Source organism: Idiomarina aquatica (genome assembly GCF_004362895.1).
Lineage (GTDB): Bacteria > Pseudomonadota > Gammaproteobacteria > Enterobacterales > Alteromonadaceae > Idiomarina.
Genome location: NZ_SNXI01000003.1, coordinates 95,156 through 115,334, shown reverse-complemented (window position 1 = coordinate 115,334; position 20,179 = coordinate 95,156). Strand labels below are relative to the sequence as shown.

Genomic DNA, 20,179 nt, shown 5'->3' with positions numbered 1-20,179 from the left:
GCAAGAGGGTGTTGGAGGCCATGGATGGCCGGAAACAAGCGTACAGGGATGTACTTGCAGCGTCCCTCTTGCGCGAGCCCCCGGCATACCAACTAGCCCGTCTTTGCAGAGTTGATATGCCCGAACTCCCCGAGGTTCCCAGCGCTTATAGGCCCAGCACTTCTTTACCCTGAATAAAATCAACATCAACCGGAATGCCGGCATCGCTGAGGCGGTCAAGGTCGGCTTGCAGTTGCGTATTGATCACACCCAGACTGTTGACCAGTTCGGCAACGCCGTCGTAATCACCGTCGCCTTGCAGGGTCAGGATTTTTTCTGACAGCTCGTTCATTGCCTGACGCATTTTGCCCATATTAATTGCGTACTGGCCGTCGGCGTTGCGGGTGAAGGCACCGGCGTTGGCAAAGTAATTAAAACGAATCATATTGGCTTTGCCGTGGGCGCTGGAGGCACCGAAGCGGACAGAACGGAAGATACTGGCCATAAAGGTGGTGTAGTAATCTTCCAGTTTGCCGGTCTCGATTTCGCCTTTTTCGAACAACTGGGTGATCATATACAGACCCAGGATATCGGCTTTACCTTCTTCCAGTGCCGAGGCATGTTCTTTTAACGCAGCGCGGACGGTGCCCTTGTCATTAATGGTGTTTTTAATACCTAAACCATGGGCGACTTCGTGGAACATGGTATTGGCAAAGAATGCATCGAAGGTAATATTACCTCGTTGCCCGGGCACAATAAGCTGTTCGGCAATAGGCACCAGAATTTTATCAAACTTAGCCTGCATGGCGTTTTTTAACTGCAGGCGACGGGTACCTTTTTCTAGCTGAACTTGCTCGTCATTAGGTAAGTTGATGGCAATTGTTTTACTACCGGCGTTGGAGTGGCCGGCGTAGTAAATAGCGTCGTAGGCGTTAAGTTGTGCATTAGCACCGGGCATTTCTGCCTTGTATTTGTCCGCAACCGGCAGGCCTCGTTGCAGTTCTGGTAAGAATTGCGCGTACTTAGCTAATCGTTCACTCCATGCTTTGTCCTTAATTAAAACGTAGGACTCAAATGCAGTTTTGTAGCCGAATAACTGGTCTTCGTAATTCTCGATCGGGCCGATGACGACGTCGATATCATTGCCGGTCATATCCATCCAGGCAAGATCAGAGGGCTGGTATTCGTTACTCAAAAAAGCGTCGGCGCGCAAACGCAGATAATTTGCAAAATCCTGGTTCTCCGCTAAATCAGCTGCCTGGCGCAATAGGTCAGCCGCTTTTTGCAGCTGCTGTTGATAAGCTTGAGAATAAGGGACTGCAGTTAACTGCCCGTTGCTATCGCGACGGATTAAAGTGTACAAGCTGTCTTTCTGATCGTTGTCGAAGGCCTCAAATTCCGGCTTAGTCATGTCGGCGGGATAAAAATTGGCGCCGGCAGGTTTTTCGCTGAACTCAGCAATAAACGGCTTGTCGCCGTTGAGACGATCCCATGGGCCGTAGTTAATTCGTCCAAATTCTTTCGCTGACTCGGGAACGGAGGATAAAAACTCGTCGCGGTCGCGTGGGAACGCTTGCTGCCAAAATAAATCATCCATGATCACTGATGCGTCGATTAATAGTGAGATCATGCGCTTTTGGTTATCACTCAGATGGCTCAAATCTGAATTCAACTCATAGTCAGTGTATATATCAAAGCGACTTTCGGCGCCATCAGCGACGCTGTATTGCACTGTTGTAGCAGTCGATGATTGCTCGGCGCTATCGGTTGATGATGTCGGTTGATCGCTGCAAGCGACCAGGGCTAAACATAAAGGAGCTAAGGTAAATATTTGTTTTAACATAACGGTGTTTTTTTGGTTATAGTAGCGGTTACACGATCTATAAAGTACTGCTTACTACCAGCGGGCGCAAGCGAGACTAAATAATAAGGATACGGCAATGGCAGCGCCGAATGCGCTTTACCTATTAATCGACGACCGTTTAAAACGCGATGAACTGCAATTACCGGGCTTACCTGAAACCGCAGAGCGGGTGCGGGAGGCAACGCTGAACCCTAATTGCAATTTGCAGGAGCTGGCGCGAATCATTCAGCATGACCCGGCTTTGTCGGCGCGTTTAATTCGATTGGCTAATAGTGCGTACCTAGGGAGCAGAAGCAAGGCAGAAAGTTTAATGCAGGCGCTAACCCGCATTGGGCTGCGGCGGATAAGAACGTTGGCATTAGCGATGGCGGTAGAACAAGTATTCTGCCCGGCTAATGATATTGTGCGCGAATATGCACAACGCTATGTTCGGCAGACACGCGAGATCGCGGCTGCGTCGGTTGTTATCACACAACATCTGCAGGAGCGCGGCATTGGCCACCGGTTACATCAGGATGTGGCATTATTGGCGGGTATGGTATCGCGCATCGGGCTGGCACCAATTTTAAAGCTGGCAGATGAGTTTGATGATAGTTTTGCTAACCCGTCGTTAATTAACGGTACAATGCGGGGTTTCGGCGGCAAGTTGGGAGTCGATGTGCTCAAACACTGGGAGTTCACGCCTAATTTAATTCGTGTACCACACTATTTTCGCTGTGGCCGTATGAAGTTGCTCGACGATGCAATTGTTGTGAACTACTGCGATATCGTGCATCTGGCGAGTTTGCTAACGGAAAATGCCGAAGCAGATAAAGCGGCTATGACCATTGCCGAATATGAACAGCGGGAAATTATTCCTGCCAGTGGTTTCTGGCAGGAAGAGTCCATACAAGCAGCCTATCAAACGATGCTGGAGACGCTAAGTTAAGCGTCAGAACCCGTAAAGGCACGAACCAGGTCATCATATAACTGACCCACTTGTGCTGAAATCAGCATAAAATCAGCGTCAACTTTTTGCTCCGCTGTTGGGTCGACCAGATCATCTTGCTCATCCATTAGCATATCGGTTGCCTTGACCCGTTTTAATGCAAAATCTGTCTCAATAATAAAGTCGATATGCTCTTGCCATGTTAGCCCCAGCCGCGTTACCTGTTTACCGGATGTCAGGTGAGCTTGAATATCCTCACGGCTAAGATCTTCGTTTTTGCAACGTAATATGCCACCGTCTTGCTGTGGTGCTTTTAGTTCGGCTTCGTCACCAAATTCAAACGGGTTAGGAACGTGATTGGACTTAAGCCATTCGGTCAGGGTTAGTTCGATTGATTCTGCCGGGCTCACCGGCTGCACCGGTAGTGAGCCTAGCGTAGAACGCAACAGCCCCAGGAAGTCTTCTGCTCTGTTCGCTGCTGATTCATCGATGACAATCAACTGGCGGGTTAAATCGATGTATCCCCAGCTTAGGCGAAAGCGGCTGAATGCTTGTGGCAGCATCTGGTGTACCAAGTCTTCTTTGAGGTTTTGTTTTTCTTTGCGATTAACCGGACGTCCCTCAGTTTCCTGGATTTGACGAACTTTTTCGTCCACTTCTGCGTTAACGACGGTCGCGGGTAATACCTTTTCTTCGCGCCGGGCACAGAGCAAGTGGCAATTATTTAAGCTGTGTGTGAGTAACGCATTGTCTGCGCCAAAGGGAGAACACCAGCCAAAGCTACTTTGATCCTGGCGCCCGCACGGCTTAAATAGATAGTCCTGTAACTGATTTTCAAAGTCTTCGGGCAATGCAAAAGTGTCGCTAAAGCGATAAAAGCGTAAATTCCTAAACCACATGCTGAGGTCTCTTTAAGTTGATTATTTATGTAAACAAGGATTAATTAAGAATGATTACCGGGAAGGTAAATTCGTAAGTTAGGCCATTACCTGGCTCACTGTAGGCGTTAATATCGCCTTTTAATGTCTGTGTTACGAGGTTTCTTACAATGTGCGTGCCCAGACCGCTGCCGCCCTGGTCACGTTTGGTGGTAAAGAACGGGTCAAACAAATGATTCAGCTTTTGTTCATCAATACCAATGCCATCATCGCTGTAGCGAATACGCAGCAGATCTTGCTCGCCATCATGCTCGGTAGTGATATTTATCCACATATTACCGCTATTAATGCCATCAAAGCCGTGCAGTAGCGAATTCATAATAAGGTTTGTGAAAATCTGTGATATGGCGCCGGCCGGGCAGCGGATATACAAATCGGCGGGACACTCGATATGTATCTGGTGTTGCGTTTTTTTAAGTTGCGGTTGCAGTGACTGGATTAAGTCTTCTACATAGCGCTTTAAATTAATATCGCGAATAGCATCTGACGCTTGGTCAACAGCAACCTGTTTAAAGCTGCTGATAAGTTCAGAGGCGCGCTGCAAATTGTTGTCAAGCAGGCCCAGACTCTCCTGACCTTCGGTAATAAACTTTTTCAGTTGCGGCTGGGTGAGCTGTTTGGACTCCAGTGCTTGTGCCAATTCTTCCAACTTTTCCTGCATAAAGGAAGTCGCGGTAACACTGATGCCTATGGGCGTATTCACGTCATGTGTTATACCGGCAACTAAACCTCCCAGTGAGGCCATTTTTTCTGATTCAACCAGTTGCTGTTGGGTTTCTTTTAAATGTTGCAGAGACGCTTCCAGGCGCTGGTTTGAGTCGCGCAGCGTTTTTTCCATGGTACGGCGTTGGCTGATTTCCCGTTCCAGCTTCTCCTGGCGCATTTCCAGTTCGTTTTTACGTTGCTCCAAGTCTAGCATCACCTGGCTCAGGCGCGAGGTCTTGCGGGCGACTTCCTGCTCCAGAATAGCATTTTGCTCATCCAGCTGGCGGTTAGCCAGTTTCAGTTTGTGCTGTGTGCGCTCCAGGTCGTCCTGATATTCCTCGATATTATCAATAAGCTGATTGTAAGCGTGTTCAATTAATACCAATTCATTGTTGTGTTGGTCGTGTAGACGTACTCGCGAGGCTTCCAGGTTATCTAACCGGAACGAACGAATCTGCCGGGTCAGGTCATTTAACGGGCGATTAAGCATGCGATTAAAAGCCAGCGAAAATAGAATCAGCAGGAAGGTACTCTTGATGATGGCGTTACCGACAATAAAGGCCAGGCTGAGCTTAATCCGGTCAATGGCAATATCGCGGGTCGAAAATAGCGTGACATCACCGACGCGGGTAGAGTGTCCGGAAAACTCAAAAATGAGCGTATTAAAATAACCAAAGATACCGTTCTGTTCTTGTAGCGTGTAGCCGTCGGCTACTTGCTCCGGAAGCTCGTCAACCGATATTGTTTCGCCTAACTGCACCACCACGTTACCGCTGTCATCGCGAATTAAAACGCCGGCAATGGCCGGAATACTGATTAAGCCATCGGCAATGGTATCTATTTGCGGGTTATTAAACTCCCACAGCGAGCGAGTCAGGGAACCGCTAAAGGTACTTTGTTGGTTTTCCAGTTCGGCCAGCAGTGCGCGTTTAGTATCAAAGTATTCGGCCCCAATCTGGATCGCTGTCACCATTAATGTCAGTAGAAAATAGACTGACAAAACGCGAGTGAGTAGTGAGGTAGAAATACTTTTATTGGCCATAAAAGAGTAACAATCGCCGTTTATTCTATGCGGATAATTATCGCTTAAGCTAAAACATTCTCGCCCGTAACGCAATAAAAAGGCGTGTCACAAAGCTGACATATAGCCGTCATCAAGCTGTCACGAAAAATCACTAAAGTTGTCGCATCTTTCACATGGGGGCTTAATTCCCCTTGATTAAATAGCGAAGGTCCCACTTATGAGGTTGTTAGCAACAAGCACCGCGTTAGCTCTCGCAGCCACGCTATCACTGTCTGTAAATGCTCAGGATTCCAATCTTGAGCCGGTGGTAGAAAATGCCGCACAAATCAACCAGTCCGCACGGCAGTCACAATTAACTGTCGATACGATAGCAGAGTCAATGCAAGAGCGCCTGCAACAGTATAAGCAAATCATGAAGGAGATTGATGGTTTGCAAGTCTATACCCAGCAGCTACAGCAGCAGGTTGGTAGCCAGCAACAGGAAATGGATGACCTGAACCAGTCACTTGATCAGGTGAGCATTGTCGAGCGTCAGGTATCGCCTTTAATGACTCGCATGATTGATGCACTGGAAACCTTTGTAGAACTGGATGTACCGTTTTTAGAAAAAGAACGTACAGACCGCCTGGCAGGCCTAAATGACTTGATGCAGCGTGCCAACGTTGAGGTTTCTGAAAAATTCCGCCGGGTCATGGAAGCTTATCAAATCGAAGCCGAATACGGTCGCAATATCGAAGCCTACAGTGCAGAGCACTCCGTCAATGGTCAGCTGCAGGATGTGACCTTTTTGCGTATCGGTCGGCTGGCATTAATTTACAAAACCCGTGATGGGCAGCAATTAGGTATTTGGGATCAACAGGCGCGCGAATGGAAGCCTTTAGACAATAGCCACCTTATAGCCATCGACCAAGCGATTAGCATTGCCCGCAAACAAAAAGCACCGGACATGCTGATGTTACCTCTTCTCGCCAATAAAACCTCGGGTCAATAAGGAGCTCTGGTATGTTACGTCACTCGTTAAAAAAATTGACCCTGGCTGCAGCGGCTTCTTTGCTGGCCATGTCGGCAAGCGCGGCAAAACCGCAGGATCCGATTAATTTAGATCAGTTATTACAACAGTTGCAGCAAGGTCAATTCTCGCAGTCGGAAGAGAATAAAGCGCGTGAAGCGCGTTTCAGGCAGCAGGAAGCACAGCAAGAACAAATCCTGCAAGAGGCCATCGCGCAGCGCAACGCGCTGGAGCAACAAGCGTCAGATTTAGAGACACAGTTTGAAGGCAATGAAACTCGCCTGGCTGAGCTGGAAAATAACCTTGAGCAAAGCATGGGCTCGCTGAAAGAGCTGTTTGGTGTATTGCAACAGGTAACCAGTGACGCGGCGGGTAAGTTCCAGAATTCGGTAATATCTGCGCAATTCCCCGGCCGGGCGGAGCAACTATCTGCACTGGCGGAAAAAGTCGGTAATTCATCTAAGTTGCCGTCGATAGAAGAGATTGAAACGGTCTGGTTTGCTTTGCAAAAAGAAATGACTGAGTCCGGCAAAATTGCTGAATTCACTGCTGAAGTGACTGAAGCAGATGGCGAGAAAGAACAACAATCGGTCGTTCGCGTTGGTAGCTTTAACCTGGTGGCTGACGGTAACTACCTGGAATATAACAGCACCACCGGCAATATTGCCGAGTTAGTGCGACAACCGGCCGGGCGCTATCTTGATTCGGCAGAGGCGATACAGGAAGTCGATTCGGGCGTGGTGAACTTTGGCTTAGACCCCACCGGTGGATCGATATTAGGCTTGCTAGTGCAGGCGCCCAGTTTAAAAGAGCGTGTCCAGCAAGGTGGTACTGTGGGCTATATTATCCTGGCGCTGGGCGTGGTCGGTTTACTATTCGCGCTGGAACGATTTGTGTCGCTGATGTTGATTGGCAACAAAGTTAAACGCCAGCTCAAGAAGCCGCAGCCGAGCAATGACAACCCGCTGGGTCGCGTCATGCTCATTAAGGACAAATACCCGCAAGCTGACACCGAAACACTGGAGCTGAAGTTAAGCGAGGGAATTTTACGCGAGGTGCCTAAGATCACCCGTAATCTAACCTTTATTAAAATCATCTCGGTCGTCGCGCCACTAATGGGTCTGTTAGGTACCGTCACCGGCATGATCAATACCTTTCAGGCGATCACCTTATTCGGTACTGGTGACCCTAAGCTGATGGCTGGTGGTATCTCGCAGGCATTGGTTACTACCGTACTGGGCTTGGTTGTGGCGATTCCAATGACGCTGTTATTTGCGATGTTACATACCCGCAGCAAAAACATGATTCATATCCTGCAGGAACAAGCGTCGGGCATCATTGCGGAGCGTTCTGAGCGAGGAGCATAAGTCATGTTATTCCTCATTGAATTTAGTCACGCGTTACGTGACTTCCTGGAGACCGGCGGCCAGGTGCTGCTGGTCATCGGAATCCTCATCTTTACGATGTGGTTGATGATTTTAGAACGAATTTTTTATTTTTTTCGTGGCCATCGTGCCCGTGTCAAAGACGCACTAAAACGCTGGCAGCAGCGTGAGGACAAGTCCTCCTGGCACGCCGAACAAATTCGCCAGGCGATGATTTCACGGGTGGCATTGAGTTTAGGCGGCAACCTGCCGGTGATAAAAGCATTGGTAGCACTGTGTCCGTTGCTGGGCCTTATGGGCACCGTAACCGGCATGATCGAGGTGTTCGACGTGATGGCAATTACCGGTACCGGGAGCGCACGTTCAATGGCTTCGGGCGTGTCGAAAGCGACTATCCCGACGATGGCAGGCATGGTCGGTGCTTTATCGGGGGTGTTTGCTGCAACCTGGTTACAGCGCACCACCCGCCGCGAAAAAATGAAATTAGAAGACCGCATTTTACTTGAGCGTCATTAATTGGAGCGCCAACAATGAAACAGCATTTTGCCAACTTAGTGGAAGAAGAAGAAAGCCAAATTGATATGACGCCGATGCTGGACGTTGTATTTATCATGTTGATTTTCTTTATAGTTACAGCGTCTTTCGTGAAAGAAGCGGGTATCGACGTTAACCGACCGGACGCTTCAACAGCGGTGCAAAAAAGCCGCGCCAATATCCTGGTCGCGATTAGCGAAAATAACGAGATCTGGATTAACAAACGCCAGGTTGATGCGCGTGCGGTACAGGCAAATATTGAACGCTTATATGCCGAGAACCCGCAAGGCTCGGTGGTCATCCAGGCGGATGAGCAGGCCAATACCAAAACCCTGATTCAGGTGATGGATGCCGCGCGTTCAGCCGGTGTATTCGACGTGTCAGTAGCAACGGACGAACAGTGATATGCGTTATCTTGCTGCAATTCTAGCTGCCGCAGGCATCACCATTGGGTTGTTTTATCTGATGCAGTCGCTAATCAGCGGCGGCGAGGGGGCGATGTCAGAACCTGTGCGCGGTAGCGTGCTTGATTTTGTGCGTACCCCCGAACCAGAGCAAGTTCAGGAAAAGGAAAGAAAGCCTGAGCGCCCGCCCGAGCCTGAGCAGCCACCGGAAGATTTACCACAGCCACAAATGGACACCAATGTCGAAGCCGATACCGGCGCTGGCTATGACTTTTCGGCCAATGTCGATGCAGCAGCTGATATTGGTAATGGCGCTTCGCTACAAGCCTCTGATGGCGAATATCTGCCCATCGTTAAAGTGCAGGCAACTTATCCTCGCCGGGCTTTACAGCGAGGTATCGAAGGTTACGTGGTCGTTGAGTTTACCGTTACCCGGCAGGGCACTGTGCGTGACCCGGTGGTCGTGCAAGCCGAGCCTGAGGGGATCTTCGAGCAATCGGCGCTGGATGCGGTCATGAAATTTAAATACAAGCCGCGGGTAATCGATGGTGAACCCGTCGAAGTCGAAGGCGTGCAAAACCGCATGACCTTTGAAATGAATTAATGGAGAGCGTCATGAATAAACTGTTAAAGACGCTGGCATGTGCGGGTGTTGCACTCTTTGTATCGGCACAACCGGTGCTGGCGCAACAAACAGAACGTGTACCGGCGTTACGCGAGAAAGTTTATAGTCAGTTGGCCCGGGCACAGTCGGTTGCTGACGAGCAAAATAACGCAGCAGGTATTGCTGTGCTGCGTGAGATAGAATCTCGAGCGGATAGCATGAATAGCTATGAGCGGGCGATGCTCTGGAACTTTTTCGGTTTTATGCACTATGACAATGGCGATACGACCAAGGCCATTGAATATTTCGGCAAGGTGGTAAACGAAACGCCAATCCCAGCATCGTTAAAAAAGAGCACCTTGTTCAGCTTGTCGCAGTTAGCATTGAGTGACGGCCAGTACCAAAAGTCACTGACTTACCTCAGTGACTGGAAAACTCTGGCGGAAGAAAAAGAGTTAGCTAAGGCATGGATTTTAGAAGCGCAGGCCTACTATCAAAAAGGCGACTACGCAGCTGCGCTTGAACCGATACAGCGAGCAATTGAAAACGCAGAAAAGAAAGGCGATATAGCCAAAGAAAATTGGCTGATTTTGGCACGCGCAGTGCACTATGAATTGGGTCAAACCGAAGGTGTTGCGCGTATGCTCGAACAGTTAGTGGTTAACTACAGTAAACCCGAGTATTGGTTACAACTAGCCGGTATTTATGGTCAGCTGGAACAAAATAAAAAGCAACTGGCGGTGTTAGAGGCGGCTTACCAGCAGGGTTTTGTTACTACAGCCAGCGATATTCGCAATCTGGCGCAGGTATATTACCTGAACGAATTACCCTATGAAGCTGCGCAGTTGATGCAAAAATTCTTTGATGAGGGTGTGCTTGAGCGTAATCTGAGTAACCAAAAATTTTACGCGCAAAGTTTAACGCAAGCCAAAGAATATGACGCGGCAATAGCAGCTTATCAAACCGCTGCTGATTTGGGCGATACAGCAGAAATGCTGGCTCAGGCTGCTCAGTTAGCTATTAACATAGATAACAACGAGCAAGCGTTGCAGCTGGCTAAACGGGCATTGTCAGCGGGCGAGGTTAAAAGCCCGGGCAACCTTTATCTGGTGCAAGGTATGGCTCACGTAAATAACAAAGATTTTGAACAAGCAATTACAGCATTTGCCCGTGCAGCTGAATTTGAGGAAACGCAAGCAGCAGCTCAACAATGGGCAAAATATGCTAAGGCTCAGGAAAAACATGCTCAACAAATGGCCAACATTGACATCTGAGTGACATCAAAAATTCACTCAACTATCACAATGCCATAAATCTGTCATAAAAAAGACATAACATGGACACAGATCAGAAATGAATCTGTAATCTTCGCTGTAATGGTTTAAAATATATTATAGCGTTGTTTAATGCTCCATTTAGTTATTGTTAATACAGGGTCTTTTTATGAACAAGCTGCTAGGTTATGTTGCGGTTGCAGCCGTGCTGGCATTTCCGCTAAGTGCAACGGTTGTCTCGCCGGTGCAGGCACAGGATAACGATGCATTAACGGTTTATGGTCGTGCAAATGTATCTTTTCAGAGTAACGATGAAGGCAACGCTGACGGGCGTTATACCGATGTTGTTAGTAACTCATCACGCTTCGGCTTTAAAGGTTTCGCCGATTTAGAAAACGACTTGGAAGTTTTTTACCAACTTGAATTTGGTATTGATCTGGCAGATTTTGACGAAGGTGATGATGCTGTCACTAACCGTAACCAGGTCGTGGGTTTGCGTGGTAATTTCGGCGAGGTCATGTTGGGTCGTTATGATACGTTCCTGAAAGACTCGCAAGGCAAGATTGACGAGTTTACTGATTACGAAGCTGACCTTAAAAGCTTGTTCCGCGGTGAAAACCGTCCGGATAATACGTTAACCTATTATTCACCAGCTTTTAACAACATAAAATTTGGTATGACTTACATTGCCTCTGACGATGAAGATGGCGATGATGGAGTCTCGTTCGGCTTGTTATACGGCGATGCGAAGCTCAACAAAACCAATTTTTATGCGGCAATTGCCGTTGACCGCGATGTTGCCAATTACGATATTGAACAATTGTCAGTAGCGACCAAATTTGGTGACGTTCGGGTTGGTGCTGCAATACAACAATTTGAAAGTATTAACGGCCTTTACGACGGTGATGGCTATTTAGTGAGTGCTGCCTACCCATACAATAACTGGGTATTTAAAGGCCAATATCAATCAGTTGACGAAAGTGGCGATACTGATGCCTCGTTTTCGTTTGGTGCCGACTACTTCTTTAGTGGTGATACCCGCGTGTATGCATGGTTTACCGGCCGCGAGTGCGACATTCAACAGTATGAAAGTCGTGGTTGTAGTGCCACACCAGGCACTGAACAAGACTATTTGGCTGTCGGTATTCGTCACGACTTCTCCTGGTAACGGTTATCTGACTTCAGTAGCCTCTGTCATCGATAGAGGCTACACTACGCCCTGTAAAGCGTAATATAGGGAGTTCACTGTTATGACCAATCTGGCTGTTCTGGGCATTTACCTTTTGATTGGTCTGGTGATAAAACGCGCGGGTAAATTCCCCGACAATACCGCGCAGGTTCTTAATCTGTATGTCATCTATGCCGCGCTACCCGGTGTGATTTTTACCAAGATCCCATCACTTCAATTCTCTACTGATTTATTAATTCCGGTGATTATACCCTGGGTACTGTTATGTATCAGTGCGGTTTTTATTTACGCGGTCGGTCGCCTATTGGGGTGGAGTCGCAGCATTATTGGTGCGCTGCTAGTATGCGTGCCGCTGGGTAATACTTCCTTTTTTGGTTTCCCGATGATCGAGGCCTTTTATGGCAGCGACGCGATTTTGTATGGTCTGCTATATGACCAGTTTGGTTCTTTCTTTGGCCTGGCCATCTATTCGACCGTGATTATTGCACTATTTGCTGAAGGCGCCGACGGTGAGACTAGCAGGCCCAGTGTGCTGGGGATTGGCAAAAAAATAATCTTGTTTCCGCCCTTTATTGCTTTGGTTATCGCATTATTTATCAAAGACCTGCAGTATCCGCCAATATTTGCTGAATTAGTGCAGTCGCTGGCGGTGACGCTGGTACCGGTGATTATGGTAGCGGTCGGGTTTCAGCTAAAATTCAGGCTGCCAAAAGGTAGTAAAACCCCCTTATTTGTAGGTTTAGTGACCAAACTTTTGATAATGCCCCTAATCACTATCGGTTTACTGTGGTCATTTGGTTTTGATTCGCAGTTGGTGCAAGTCACGGTATTTGAAAGTGCTATGCCGCCGATGATTACCGCAGGTGCAGTAGCCATAATGGCTGGTCTGGCGCCGAGTCTGGCTGCCGCAATGGTAGGTTATGGCATTCTGTTTGCGTTCGTGTCACTGCCACTTTTCTACCAGTTATTACAGTGGCTGGCATAAAATGTTGTCATAAAAGTGACGTGTTTTAATAAAACTGTCATATTAATTGTTAATAATCAGGGCATCCCAACAGTGCAGGAATCCCTAAATGTCACGCAGAATATTAATTGTTGAAGATGAGGCTCCCATTCGCGAAATGTTAAGTTTCGTGATGGAGCAGCATGGCTATCAGGCAGTGGAAGCCAAGGACTTTGACACTGCGATCAGTAAAATTGCCGAACCTTACCCCGATATGGTGCTATTAGACTGGATGCTCCCCGGTGGATCGGGTATTCAGCTGGCGAAAAAAATAAAGGGCGACGATTTTACTCGTAACATTCCCATTATTATGCTGACCGCTCGCGGTGAGGAGGAAGACAAAGTCAAAGGGCTGGAAGTCGGGGCAGACGACTACATCACTAAACCGTTCTCGCCAAAAGAATTGATGGCTCGCATGCGGGCAGTCTTCAGACGTGTTGCGCCAACGGTGTTGGATGAGCCACTTGATTTTGAAGGCTTAAAACTAGATCCCGTCTCGCATCGTATATCGGCTAATGACAGAAGCATCGATATGGGGCCGACCGAGTTCAAGCTGTTGCACTTTTTTATGACTCACCCGGAACGCGTGTATAGCCGCGAACAATTGCTTGATCACGTTTGGGGCACTAATGTTTATGTTGAAGATCGAACCGTCGACGTGCATATTCGCCGGTTACGCAAAGCACTGACCGAGCACGGCTATGATCGTCTAATTCAGACGGTTCGTGGTGTCGGTTATCGCTTTTCAAGTCGCTAACAGGTATTAACAGGGACCGCGCAATTCATGGACCGTGATTACTCAAATTTAATTGCTGTGCGCGGGTTGCTGCTTTACCTGATTCCCTTTGGTGTTATTGGCTGGCTGTTAGACTTGTTTTGGCCGGTACTTACCTTTGCGCTTGCCGGCCTTGTGCTATGGCATTATTACTACCAACAACGGCTGACTAAATGGTTATGGAAAAGCCGTAATCTTTTACCACCGACCGCACCGGGTAGCTGGAGCTACATTTACGATGGCATTTATCGCAACCAACGTCGTAGTCAGTATCGCCGTAAATCGCTGGCGCGGCTGTTACGTCGATTCCGCGAAGCTGCCGAAGCGCTTCCTGATGCAGCCATTGTTTTTCGTAAAGATGGCTCGTTACTGTGGAGCAATAAATTAGCGCAATTTTATTTCGGCCTGCGTTGGCCGGAAGACGCGGGCATGCGTTTGTCTAACCTGATCCGTCACCCGGAGTTTTTTGTTTATCTCAACAAGGGTGAATTTGGTGAGGCGTTAACCATACCATCACCCGTGCGCGACTCCTTAGACATCGAAATTCGCGTTATGCCATACAGTGATGACCAGTTTTTATTGGTTGCCCGTGACGTGACGCAGTTAAAGCAGCTCGAGAACTTGCGCCGCGACTTTGTTGCTAACGTTTCACACGAATTGAAAACCCCACTGACGGTGTTACAGGGATACTTAGAGATGTTGGATGAACCGCAGCATACGCCCCCTGCAATGACAGCCAAAGCGGTAGAGCAAATGCAGCTACAAAGCGAGCGGATGAAGAACTTGGTTGACCAGTTATTGCAGTTATCCCGCATGGAAACGCCGAGCCATGATGTGTTTGATCAAGTAGTTGAGATGCCAGCACTAATTGGCGAGCTACGTGCTGAGGCTGAAAAACTGGCAACTGACAAAGCATTGCAACTGACCTTTGATATCGAACCGATTAATGTTTACGGTAAACGCGACTTGCTGCGCAGCGCAATGCAAAACCTAATCACTAACGCCATACGTTATATTCAGGACGAGGGTCATGTGCGGGTTACCTGGCGGCGTGTTCGCGATGAAGTTGAATTTAGCGTTGAAGATAACGGCCCGGGTATCGATGGTGAACATTTACCGCGTTTAACTGAGCGCTTTTACCGGGTCGACGCCGATCGTAACAGTGAAAATGGTGGCACCGGGCTTGGGTTATCGATCGTTAAGCAAGCGCTGGAACACCACAACAGCCATTTAGAAGTTAATAGTAAACCTGGCGCCGGTTCGCGTTTTTGGTTTCGGTTGTCAGCGGGCTTAATTCAAAACCGCAAATAAAAAAGCGCCATCATAAAAGCGTTAAAAATCTGTCATATTTGTCATCAAACTGTCACATTACTTGCCTATACTTTCATCATCGAAACAAACTCATCAAATCGATGATGACTAAGAGGTGAACACAATGTTCAAATCATTAAAATCCTTCAGTAAATCATTTTCAGTTATTGCTTTAGCGGGCGGCGTGGCATTTAGTGGTGCCGTGGCAGCTAATACCGATGACCTGCCGGAATACAATAAAGTGTCTGGTCTGTCTGGTAACCTTTCATCAGTTGGGTCTGATACACTGGCCAACATGATGACCTTCTGGGGTGAAGAATTTAAACGCATGTATCCCAGCGTTAATATTCAAATCCAGGCCGCCGGCTCATCGACTGCACCGCCAGCGTTAACCGAAGGCACGTCAAGCTTTGGCCCAATGAGCCGGGCGATGAAGTCGAAAGAAATCGAAGCGTTTGAAAAGCGTCATGGCTATAAGCCAACGGCTGTGCGTGTTGCTATCGACGCCTTGGCCGTATTCGCGCACAAAGATAATCCTATCGAGGGTCTTTCTATTGCCGAAGTTGATGCAATCTTCTCTTCTACCCGCAAATGCGGCGCCAGCAAGCAAGTTAACCGTTGGGGCGATTTAGATTTAGACGGCGAATGGGCAGGTCGTGATTTACAGCTTTATGGTCGTAACTCGGTATCAGGTACTTATGGCTACTTTAAAGAAGTCGGTTTGTGTGATGGTGATTTTCGTTCTAACGTTAACGAACAGCCTGGCTCGGCTTCAGTAGTACAGTCAGTTTCTACTTCTTTGAATGCGATTGGTTACTCTGGTATTGGTTATGTTACCTCTGGCGTTAAAGCAGTACCTATTGCCAAAGGCGACGGTGAAGACTTTATTGCGGCGACACGCGAAAACGCATTGGCAGGAAAGTATCCACTAGCACGCTTCTTGTACGTATATGTAAACAAGCACCCGAATAAGCCTCTGGGTAAAGCAGAAGCTGAATTCATGAAAATGATTCTGTCAAAACAAGGCCAGGATATTGTCAATAAAGATGGCTATATCGGTCTACCCAAAGCGGTTGTCGATGCTGAACTGGAAAAACTTGGTTTAAGCCACTAAATTATAAACCTTTTAGAAGGCCGGCATCCCATTTGAGGTTGCCGGCTTTTTATATTTTTACACTTTGGTGAACAAAATATGACAGCACTGTAACAGTACTGTCATAAAACTTTACTAAACTAGTACTCAGTTAATTTAGAGTCACTTTAAATACTTGAGGTCACGATGGCGACACAATCTGCCCAGCAGTTATCTGCCAATCGCACGCGGTTGTTTAAAGACCGATTTGCCCGCTACGGAGTTACCGCTGGCGGCATTATGGTGTTGGTTGCACTGCTTTTGATCTTTTTCTACCTGCTTTATGTGGTACAGCCGATTTTCGAATCGGTTAGCCTTAAAAAAGTAAACGAATTTAACTTGCCGCAAGCGCAGCAAGTTGAAGCGGTGGGGATGGAAGAACAAGCAGAAATCGGTTATCGCTTTTTGCAAAGCGGTAAATTAGAGTTTTTCGCATTAATTGACAAAAACGAACGTCAAGCCGGCGAAATTTTGCTTAGCGAGCAATTTGCCGATGCGGATAAAATCAGTAGTTTTGCGAAAACCTTACCGGTCAACAAACAGTACGTTTATGGTTTAAACGACGGCAAAGCTGTGGTGGTTGAACCAAAATTCAACGTGACCTTTCCTGAAACAGCTTCAACTTCCGCCACCGACCGTGTTGAGCGGATTATTACCCCGCGCTTTGAGGTGAAGAATGATGGTCAGCCGTTGGTCATTGATGAGCAACAACGTGCTTTGCAAAAACTTGCCTACGAAACTGATGGCGATGGAATGTTGTTTGCGGCAGCGGTGGATGGCAGCACGTTGCTGATCACGCACTTTGTTGCCGAAGAAAACTTTATGACCGGCGCGGTCACACTGACGCCAAACTACACTGAAATTCCGCTTAACAGCGCTATTGATGACATTGTGGTTACGCCGGATCTGCGCCAGGTGATGGTGCGCCGTGAAAACCGTGTACACATATTTGATATATCGATTAGTGGTGAAGTTAGCGAACGCGATCTACTACCGATGCGCAAAGGTGAACTTGGTAACGCAACCGGAATGTACTTGTTGGCTGGGGCGTCGTCTATCCTGTTAACCCATGATACCGGTTTGGTCTCACAATGGTTTGAAGTTCCCGGTGACGAAGGTCGCCAATACCAGTATATTCGCCAGTTTGATGCGGGTTCACCGGTAACTGATGTTGAAGTGGAATACTATCGCCGCACGTTTTACACCTTGTCTGAGAATGGTGAATTAAATATTTTTCATACCACCTCAGAAGCTGACTTATACCAGGGCAAACCAGCCGAAGTCGACGTTGAGCGCGTGATGGTTGATCCGCGTGCAAATTATCTATTGATGAAAACGGCGTCAGGGTACAGCTTATTCGATGTTGATAACGAACATCCGGAAGTAACCTGGAGTGGCATATGGCAGGAAGTCTGGTACGAGGGTTATCCTGAACCTGATTACACCTGGCAGTCGACCTCGGGATCGGATGATTTCGAATCTAAATTTAGCCTGGTGCCCATTTCATTCGGTACCATCAAAGCGGCGGCCTACGCGATGTTATTTGCGGTGCCGATTGGCCTGGCTGCTGCAGTCTACACGGCTTACTTTATGTCACCGTCGGTACGTAAGTTCGTTAAGCCAACGGTCGAAATCATGGAAGCACTACCGACCGTTATCCTGGGTTTTTTGGCGGGCTTATGGCTAGCGCCGTTAGTCGAGGCCTATTTACCCGGATTTATTGCCATATTAATTTTGATACCGACCTCTATTATAGCGATGGCAGCTATCTGGAGTCAGATGCCAACCAACATTAAGTCTAAAGTGAACGATGGGCGTGCCAGTTTACTGCTGATACCGGTTGTATTGTTGATGGGTTGGTTATCTTTCGAAATTAGTCCCTGGATAGAGCAGGTACTGTTTGACGGTGATGCACGTCGCTTTATTACTAACGAGCTTGGCGTGACTTTTGACCAGCGTAACTCTTTGGTAGTAGGCATTGCCATGGGCTTTGCGGTTATTCCGACTATTTTCTCGATTGCAGAGGACGCCGTATTTAGTGTGCCTAAACACCTATCTAATGGCTCGCTGGCGCTGGGCGCTACGCCGTGGCAGACACTGACTAAAGTGGTGCTGTTGACAGCCAGTCCGGGTATTTTCTCGGCGGTTATGATGGGCTTAGGCCGTGCGGTCGGCGAAACCATGATCGTGTTAATGGCGACAGGTAACACGCCGATCATGGACTGGAACATCTTTGAAGGCATGCGCACCTTGTCTGCCAATATAGCGGTCGAGATGCCTGAGTCAGAAGTGGGTAGCTCGCACTACCGGATTCTGTTCCTGGCGGCATTTGTGCTGTTTATTTTCACCTTCTTCTTTAACACCATTGCTGAATTTGTGCGCCAACGCTTGCGCGACAAATACAGCTCAATGTAATCCGGACTTGAGGTTTAACAATGAAAAAGTGGTTTAGAACCGGCAAACCCTGGATTTGGCTAACCGCAGGCTCTGTTAGTATCAGCCTGGTCGCGGTCATTGGGCTGGTGATCATGATTGGCTGGCGCGGCTTGTCCTTTTTCTGGCCATCAGCGATTCACGAGATGGATGTAAAGCAAGCCGACGGCGGCACTAAGCACATCATCGGTGAAATCTATGACAGCGAAATAGTACCGACCACGCGGTTGCCGCAGTCTATGGTCGAGTTGGCTGAAATTGAGTCAGAAACAATTACTCGTTACCTGATGAAAATTGGTAACCGCGAATACGTGCCGCTGGATTTTACCTGGGTACTGGAATCGTTGGTGACCGAAGACACCACCCCGGCCGATTTAGCCGTTATCGAGCGCAGTAAAGACGGTAATTTTTACGGTCGTATTACGGCGATTACTGAACAAGGTAACGTGATTGCCCGTCAGGGCGATGCCGACTTCCGTGAGCTGCTGTTTGAGCGCGTGGAACGCGCGGTCGAGCTGAACGAACAGGCGATGGGCTTACAGGAAAGCGAAATTGCCTCGGTTAACTATGCCATGGGCGAGCTGGAACTCGAACGTCGACGGTTGCAACTGGAAGACGAGCTAACGGACCAGGCTGTGGCTTATCTGCAGGAACAGCGCGAGAAGTTGCAACAGGACTATCAGGTCTATGAAGAGCAACTGTTTGACCTGCGTGAGCAGGCGCAGCGCGACACCTTGCTGGTAAAAGACTTTCGTGGCGAGGAAGTTACGGTACCCATGTACCGGGTGCTGGATGTAAATTTCCCTAACGACATGGGATTTTTTGCCAAAGTAGGACACTTTTTCCAACAAATCGGCAAATTTGTCAGCGAAGACCCACGCGAAGCGAATACCGAGGGCGGTGTTTTCCCTGCTATCTTTGGTACCGTATTTATGGTGTTGCTGATGTCCGTCATCGTGACGCCGTTTGGTGTGGTGGCTGCTGTTTATCTGCACGAATATGCCGGTAAAAACTCGATCACAAAGTTAATCCGTATCGCGGTGATAAACCTGGCCGGTGTCCCATCCATTGTTTACGGTGTATTTGGCCTGGGCTTCTTCGTTTACATGGTCGGAGGCAGCCTTGACCAGGTGTTTTATCCGGAAGCCTTGCCGAACCCAACGTTTGGCACGCCTGGTGTACTATGGTCTGCAGTAACGCTGGCGATACTGACTTTGCCGGTGGTGATTGTATCCACAGAAGAAGGCCTGTCGCGCATTCCCAGTACCTTGCGCGAAGGCTCATTAGCGTTGGGTGCGACGAAGTGGGAGACCATTTGGCGGATTATTATTCCGATGGCATCGCCGGCTATTATGACCGGTTTAATCCTGGCAGTTGCGCGTGCAGCGGGTGAGGTAGCACCGTTGATGCTGGTTGGTGTGGTTAAATCAGCGCCGATGTTGCCGGTTGACGGTAACTTCCCGTACTTCCATCTTGACCGTAAATTTATGCACCTGGGCTTCCATATCTACGATGTCGGCTTTCAGAGCCCGAACGTGGAAGCAGCAAGACCGCTGGTTTATGCCACCTCGTTCTTGTTGATTACGGTCATTGTTGGACTCAATTTAACGGCGATAAGCGTGCGTAACCATTTACGCGAAAAGTATCGTTCGCTTGAACACTAAGTTTGAATTGTCGAGAAGGTTTTA

At 48.2% G+C, this 20,179-nt stretch carries 17 protein-coding genes; 14 read left to right on the top strand and 3 right to left on the bottom strand.

Annotation, left to right across the window (positions count from 1 at the left end):
- Positions 1–145: 145 nt before the first annotated feature.
- Positions 146–1,822 carry a dipeptidyl-peptidase 3 family protein gene (locus tag DEU29_RS03820; RefSeq protein WP_133538927.1) on the bottom strand — a complete coding sequence of 559 codons (1,677 nt, stop codon included), beginning with the start codon at positions 1,820–1,822 and terminating at the stop codon, positions 146–148.
- 97 nt (positions 1,823–1,919) lie between these two features.
- Between DEU29_RS03820 and DEU29_RS03815 the strand changes: the two genes are divergently transcribed.
- Positions 1,920–2,771, top strand: coding sequence for an HDOD domain-containing protein (locus DEU29_RS03815; RefSeq protein ID WP_133538926.1), 852 nt, complete (start codon positions 1,920–1,922; stop codon positions 2,769–2,771).
- Here DEU29_RS03815 and rdgC read toward each other — a convergent pair.
- Both rdgC and DEU29_RS03805 read right to left on the bottom strand, forming a co-directional pair.
- The gene (gene rdgC / locus DEU29_RS03810; RefSeq protein WP_133538925.1) at positions 2,768–3,670 is read right to left on the bottom strand and encodes a recombination-associated protein RdgC; all 903 of its coding nucleotides are present in this window, start codon (positions 3,668–3,670) and stop codon (positions 2,768–2,770) included. The genes DEU29_RS03815 and rdgC overlap by 4 nt on opposite strands.
- A 40-nt stretch (positions 3,671–3,710) precedes the next feature.
- A complete protein-coding gene (locus tag DEU29_RS03805) occupies positions 3,711–5,456 on the bottom strand; it encodes a sensor histidine kinase (RefSeq protein WP_133538924.1) in 1,746 nt (581 codons plus the stop codon).
- Between the two features lie 199 nt (positions 5,457–5,655).
- Here DEU29_RS03805 and DEU29_RS03800 point away from each other — a divergent pair, with 199 nt between their 5' ends.
- The 13 genes from DEU29_RS03800 (at position 5,656) to pstA (ending at position 20,155) form a co-directional block, all read left to right on the top strand.
- Positions 5,656–6,429, top strand: coding sequence for a DUF3450 domain-containing protein (locus tag DEU29_RS03800; protein WP_133538923.1), 774 nt, complete (start codon positions 5,656–5,658; stop codon positions 6,427–6,429).
- 11 nt (positions 6,430–6,440) lie between these two features.
- Positions 6,441–7,814 (top strand): MotA/TolQ/ExbB proton channel family protein, encoded by a 1,374-nt coding sequence (locus DEU29_RS03795; RefSeq protein ID WP_133538922.1) that lies wholly within the window; start codon positions 6,441–6,443, stop codon positions 7,812–7,814.
- A gap of 3 nt (positions 7,815–7,817) precedes the next feature.
- Positions 7,818–8,348: a MotA/TolQ/ExbB proton channel family protein gene (locus tag DEU29_RS03790; protein ID WP_133538921.1), complete on the top strand. Its 531-nt coding sequence runs from the start codon at positions 7,818–7,820 to the stop codon at positions 8,346–8,348.
- A 14-nt stretch (positions 8,349–8,362) separates the two neighbouring features.
- Positions 8,363–8,770, top strand: a complete 408-nt coding sequence (locus DEU29_RS03785; RefSeq protein ID WP_133538920.1) for an ExbD/TolR family protein — start codon at positions 8,363–8,365, stop codon at positions 8,768–8,770.
- A gap of 1 nt (position 8,771) precedes the next feature.
- Complete coding sequence (locus DEU29_RS03780) at positions 8,772–9,374, top strand: energy transducer TonB (RefSeq protein WP_133538919.1); 603 nt, start codon at positions 8,772–8,774, stop codon at positions 9,372–9,374.
- Between the two features lie 11 nt (positions 9,375–9,385).
- Positions 9,386–10,648, top strand: a complete 1,263-nt coding sequence (locus DEU29_RS03775; RefSeq protein ID WP_133538918.1) for a tetratricopeptide repeat protein — start codon at positions 9,386–9,388, stop codon at positions 10,646–10,648.
- Positions 10,649–10,817: 169 nt separating this feature from the next.
- Positions 10,818–11,816, top strand: a complete 999-nt coding sequence (locus DEU29_RS03770; protein WP_133538917.1) for a porin — start codon at positions 10,818–10,820, stop codon at positions 11,814–11,816.
- Between the two features lie 82 nt (positions 11,817–11,898).
- Positions 11,899–12,822 carry an AEC family transporter gene (locus DEU29_RS03765; protein ID WP_133538916.1) on the top strand — a complete coding sequence of 308 codons (924 nt, stop codon included), beginning with the start codon at positions 11,899–11,901 and terminating at the stop codon, positions 12,820–12,822.
- A gap of 88 nt (positions 12,823–12,910) precedes the next feature.
- Positions 12,911–13,597, top strand: coding sequence for a phosphate regulon transcriptional regulator PhoB (phoB, locus tag DEU29_RS03760; RefSeq protein WP_133538915.1), 687 nt, complete (start codon positions 12,911–12,913; stop codon positions 13,595–13,597).
- A 27-nt stretch (positions 13,598–13,624) separates the two neighbouring features.
- Entirely contained in the window at positions 13,625–14,926 is a 1,302-nt protein-coding gene (gene phoR, locus DEU29_RS03755) for a phosphate regulon sensor histidine kinase PhoR (RefSeq protein WP_133538914.1), read from the top strand.
- 124 nt (positions 14,927–15,050) lie between these two features.
- The gene (locus DEU29_RS03750) at positions 15,051–16,040 is read left to right on the top strand and encodes a PstS family phosphate ABC transporter substrate-binding protein (RefSeq protein ID WP_133538913.1); all 990 of its coding nucleotides are present in this window, start codon (positions 15,051–15,053) and stop codon (positions 16,038–16,040) included.
- A 165-nt stretch (positions 16,041–16,205) separates the two neighbouring features.
- Positions 16,206–18,473 carry an ABC transporter permease subunit gene (locus tag DEU29_RS03745; RefSeq protein ID WP_133538912.1) on the top strand — a complete coding sequence of 756 codons (2,268 nt, stop codon included), beginning with the start codon at positions 16,206–16,208 and terminating at the stop codon, positions 18,471–18,473.
- Between the two features lie 20 nt (positions 18,474–18,493).
- The gene (gene pstA, locus DEU29_RS03740; RefSeq protein ID WP_133538911.1) at positions 18,494–20,155 is read left to right on the top strand and encodes a phosphate ABC transporter permease PstA; all 1,662 of its coding nucleotides are present in this window, start codon (positions 18,494–18,496) and stop codon (positions 20,153–20,155) included.
- The last annotated feature ends 24 nt before the right edge of the window (positions 20,156–20,179 follow it).

What these genes read in the sequence shown, in the direction of transcription:
- DEU29_RS03820 (WP_133538927.1), bottom strand. Translation starts at nt 1,822, where the DNA reads ATGTTAAAACAAATATTTACCTTAGCTCCTTTATGTTTAGCCCTGGTC.
- DEU29_RS03815 (WP_133538926.1), top strand. Translation starts at nt 1,920, where the DNA reads ATGGCAGCGCCGAATGCGCTTTACCTATTAATCGACGACCGTTTAAAA.
- rdgC (WP_133538925.1), bottom strand. Translation starts at nt 3,670, where the DNA reads ATGTGGTTTAGGAATTTACGCTTTTATCGCTTTAGCGACACTTTTGCA.
- DEU29_RS03805 (WP_133538924.1), bottom strand. Translation starts at nt 5,456, where the DNA reads ATGGCCAATAAAAGTATTTCTACCTCACTACTCACTCGCGTTTTGTCA.
- DEU29_RS03800 (WP_133538923.1), top strand. Translation starts at nt 5,656, where the DNA reads ATGAGGTTGTTAGCAACAAGCACCGCGTTAGCTCTCGCAGCCACGCTA.
- DEU29_RS03795 (WP_133538922.1), top strand. Translation starts at nt 6,441, where the DNA reads ATGTTACGTCACTCGTTAAAAAAATTGACCCTGGCTGCAGCGGCTTCT.
- DEU29_RS03790 (WP_133538921.1), top strand. Translation starts at nt 7,818, where the DNA reads ATGTTATTCCTCATTGAATTTAGTCACGCGTTACGTGACTTCCTGGAG.
- DEU29_RS03785 (WP_133538920.1), top strand. Translation starts at nt 8,363, where the DNA reads ATGAAACAGCATTTTGCCAACTTAGTGGAAGAAGAAGAAAGCCAAATT.
- DEU29_RS03780 (WP_133538919.1), top strand. Translation starts at nt 8,772, where the DNA reads ATGCGTTATCTTGCTGCAATTCTAGCTGCCGCAGGCATCACCATTGGG.
- DEU29_RS03775 (WP_133538918.1), top strand. Translation starts at nt 9,386, where the DNA reads ATGAATAAACTGTTAAAGACGCTGGCATGTGCGGGTGTTGCACTCTTT.
- DEU29_RS03770 (WP_133538917.1), top strand. Translation starts at nt 10,818, where the DNA reads ATGAACAAGCTGCTAGGTTATGTTGCGGTTGCAGCCGTGCTGGCATTT.
- DEU29_RS03765 (WP_133538916.1), top strand. Translation starts at nt 11,899, where the DNA reads ATGACCAATCTGGCTGTTCTGGGCATTTACCTTTTGATTGGTCTGGTG.
- phoB (WP_133538915.1), top strand. Translation starts at nt 12,911, where the DNA reads ATGTCACGCAGAATATTAATTGTTGAAGATGAGGCTCCCATTCGCGAA.
- phoR (WP_133538914.1), top strand. Translation starts at nt 13,625, where the DNA reads ATGGACCGTGATTACTCAAATTTAATTGCTGTGCGCGGGTTGCTGCTT.
- DEU29_RS03750 (WP_133538913.1), top strand. Translation starts at nt 15,051, where the DNA reads ATGTTCAAATCATTAAAATCCTTCAGTAAATCATTTTCAGTTATTGCT.
- DEU29_RS03745 (WP_133538912.1), top strand. Translation starts at nt 16,206, where the DNA reads ATGGCGACACAATCTGCCCAGCAGTTATCTGCCAATCGCACGCGGTTG.
- pstA (WP_133538911.1), top strand. Translation starts at nt 18,494, where the DNA reads ATGAAAAAGTGGTTTAGAACCGGCAAACCCTGGATTTGGCTAACCGCA.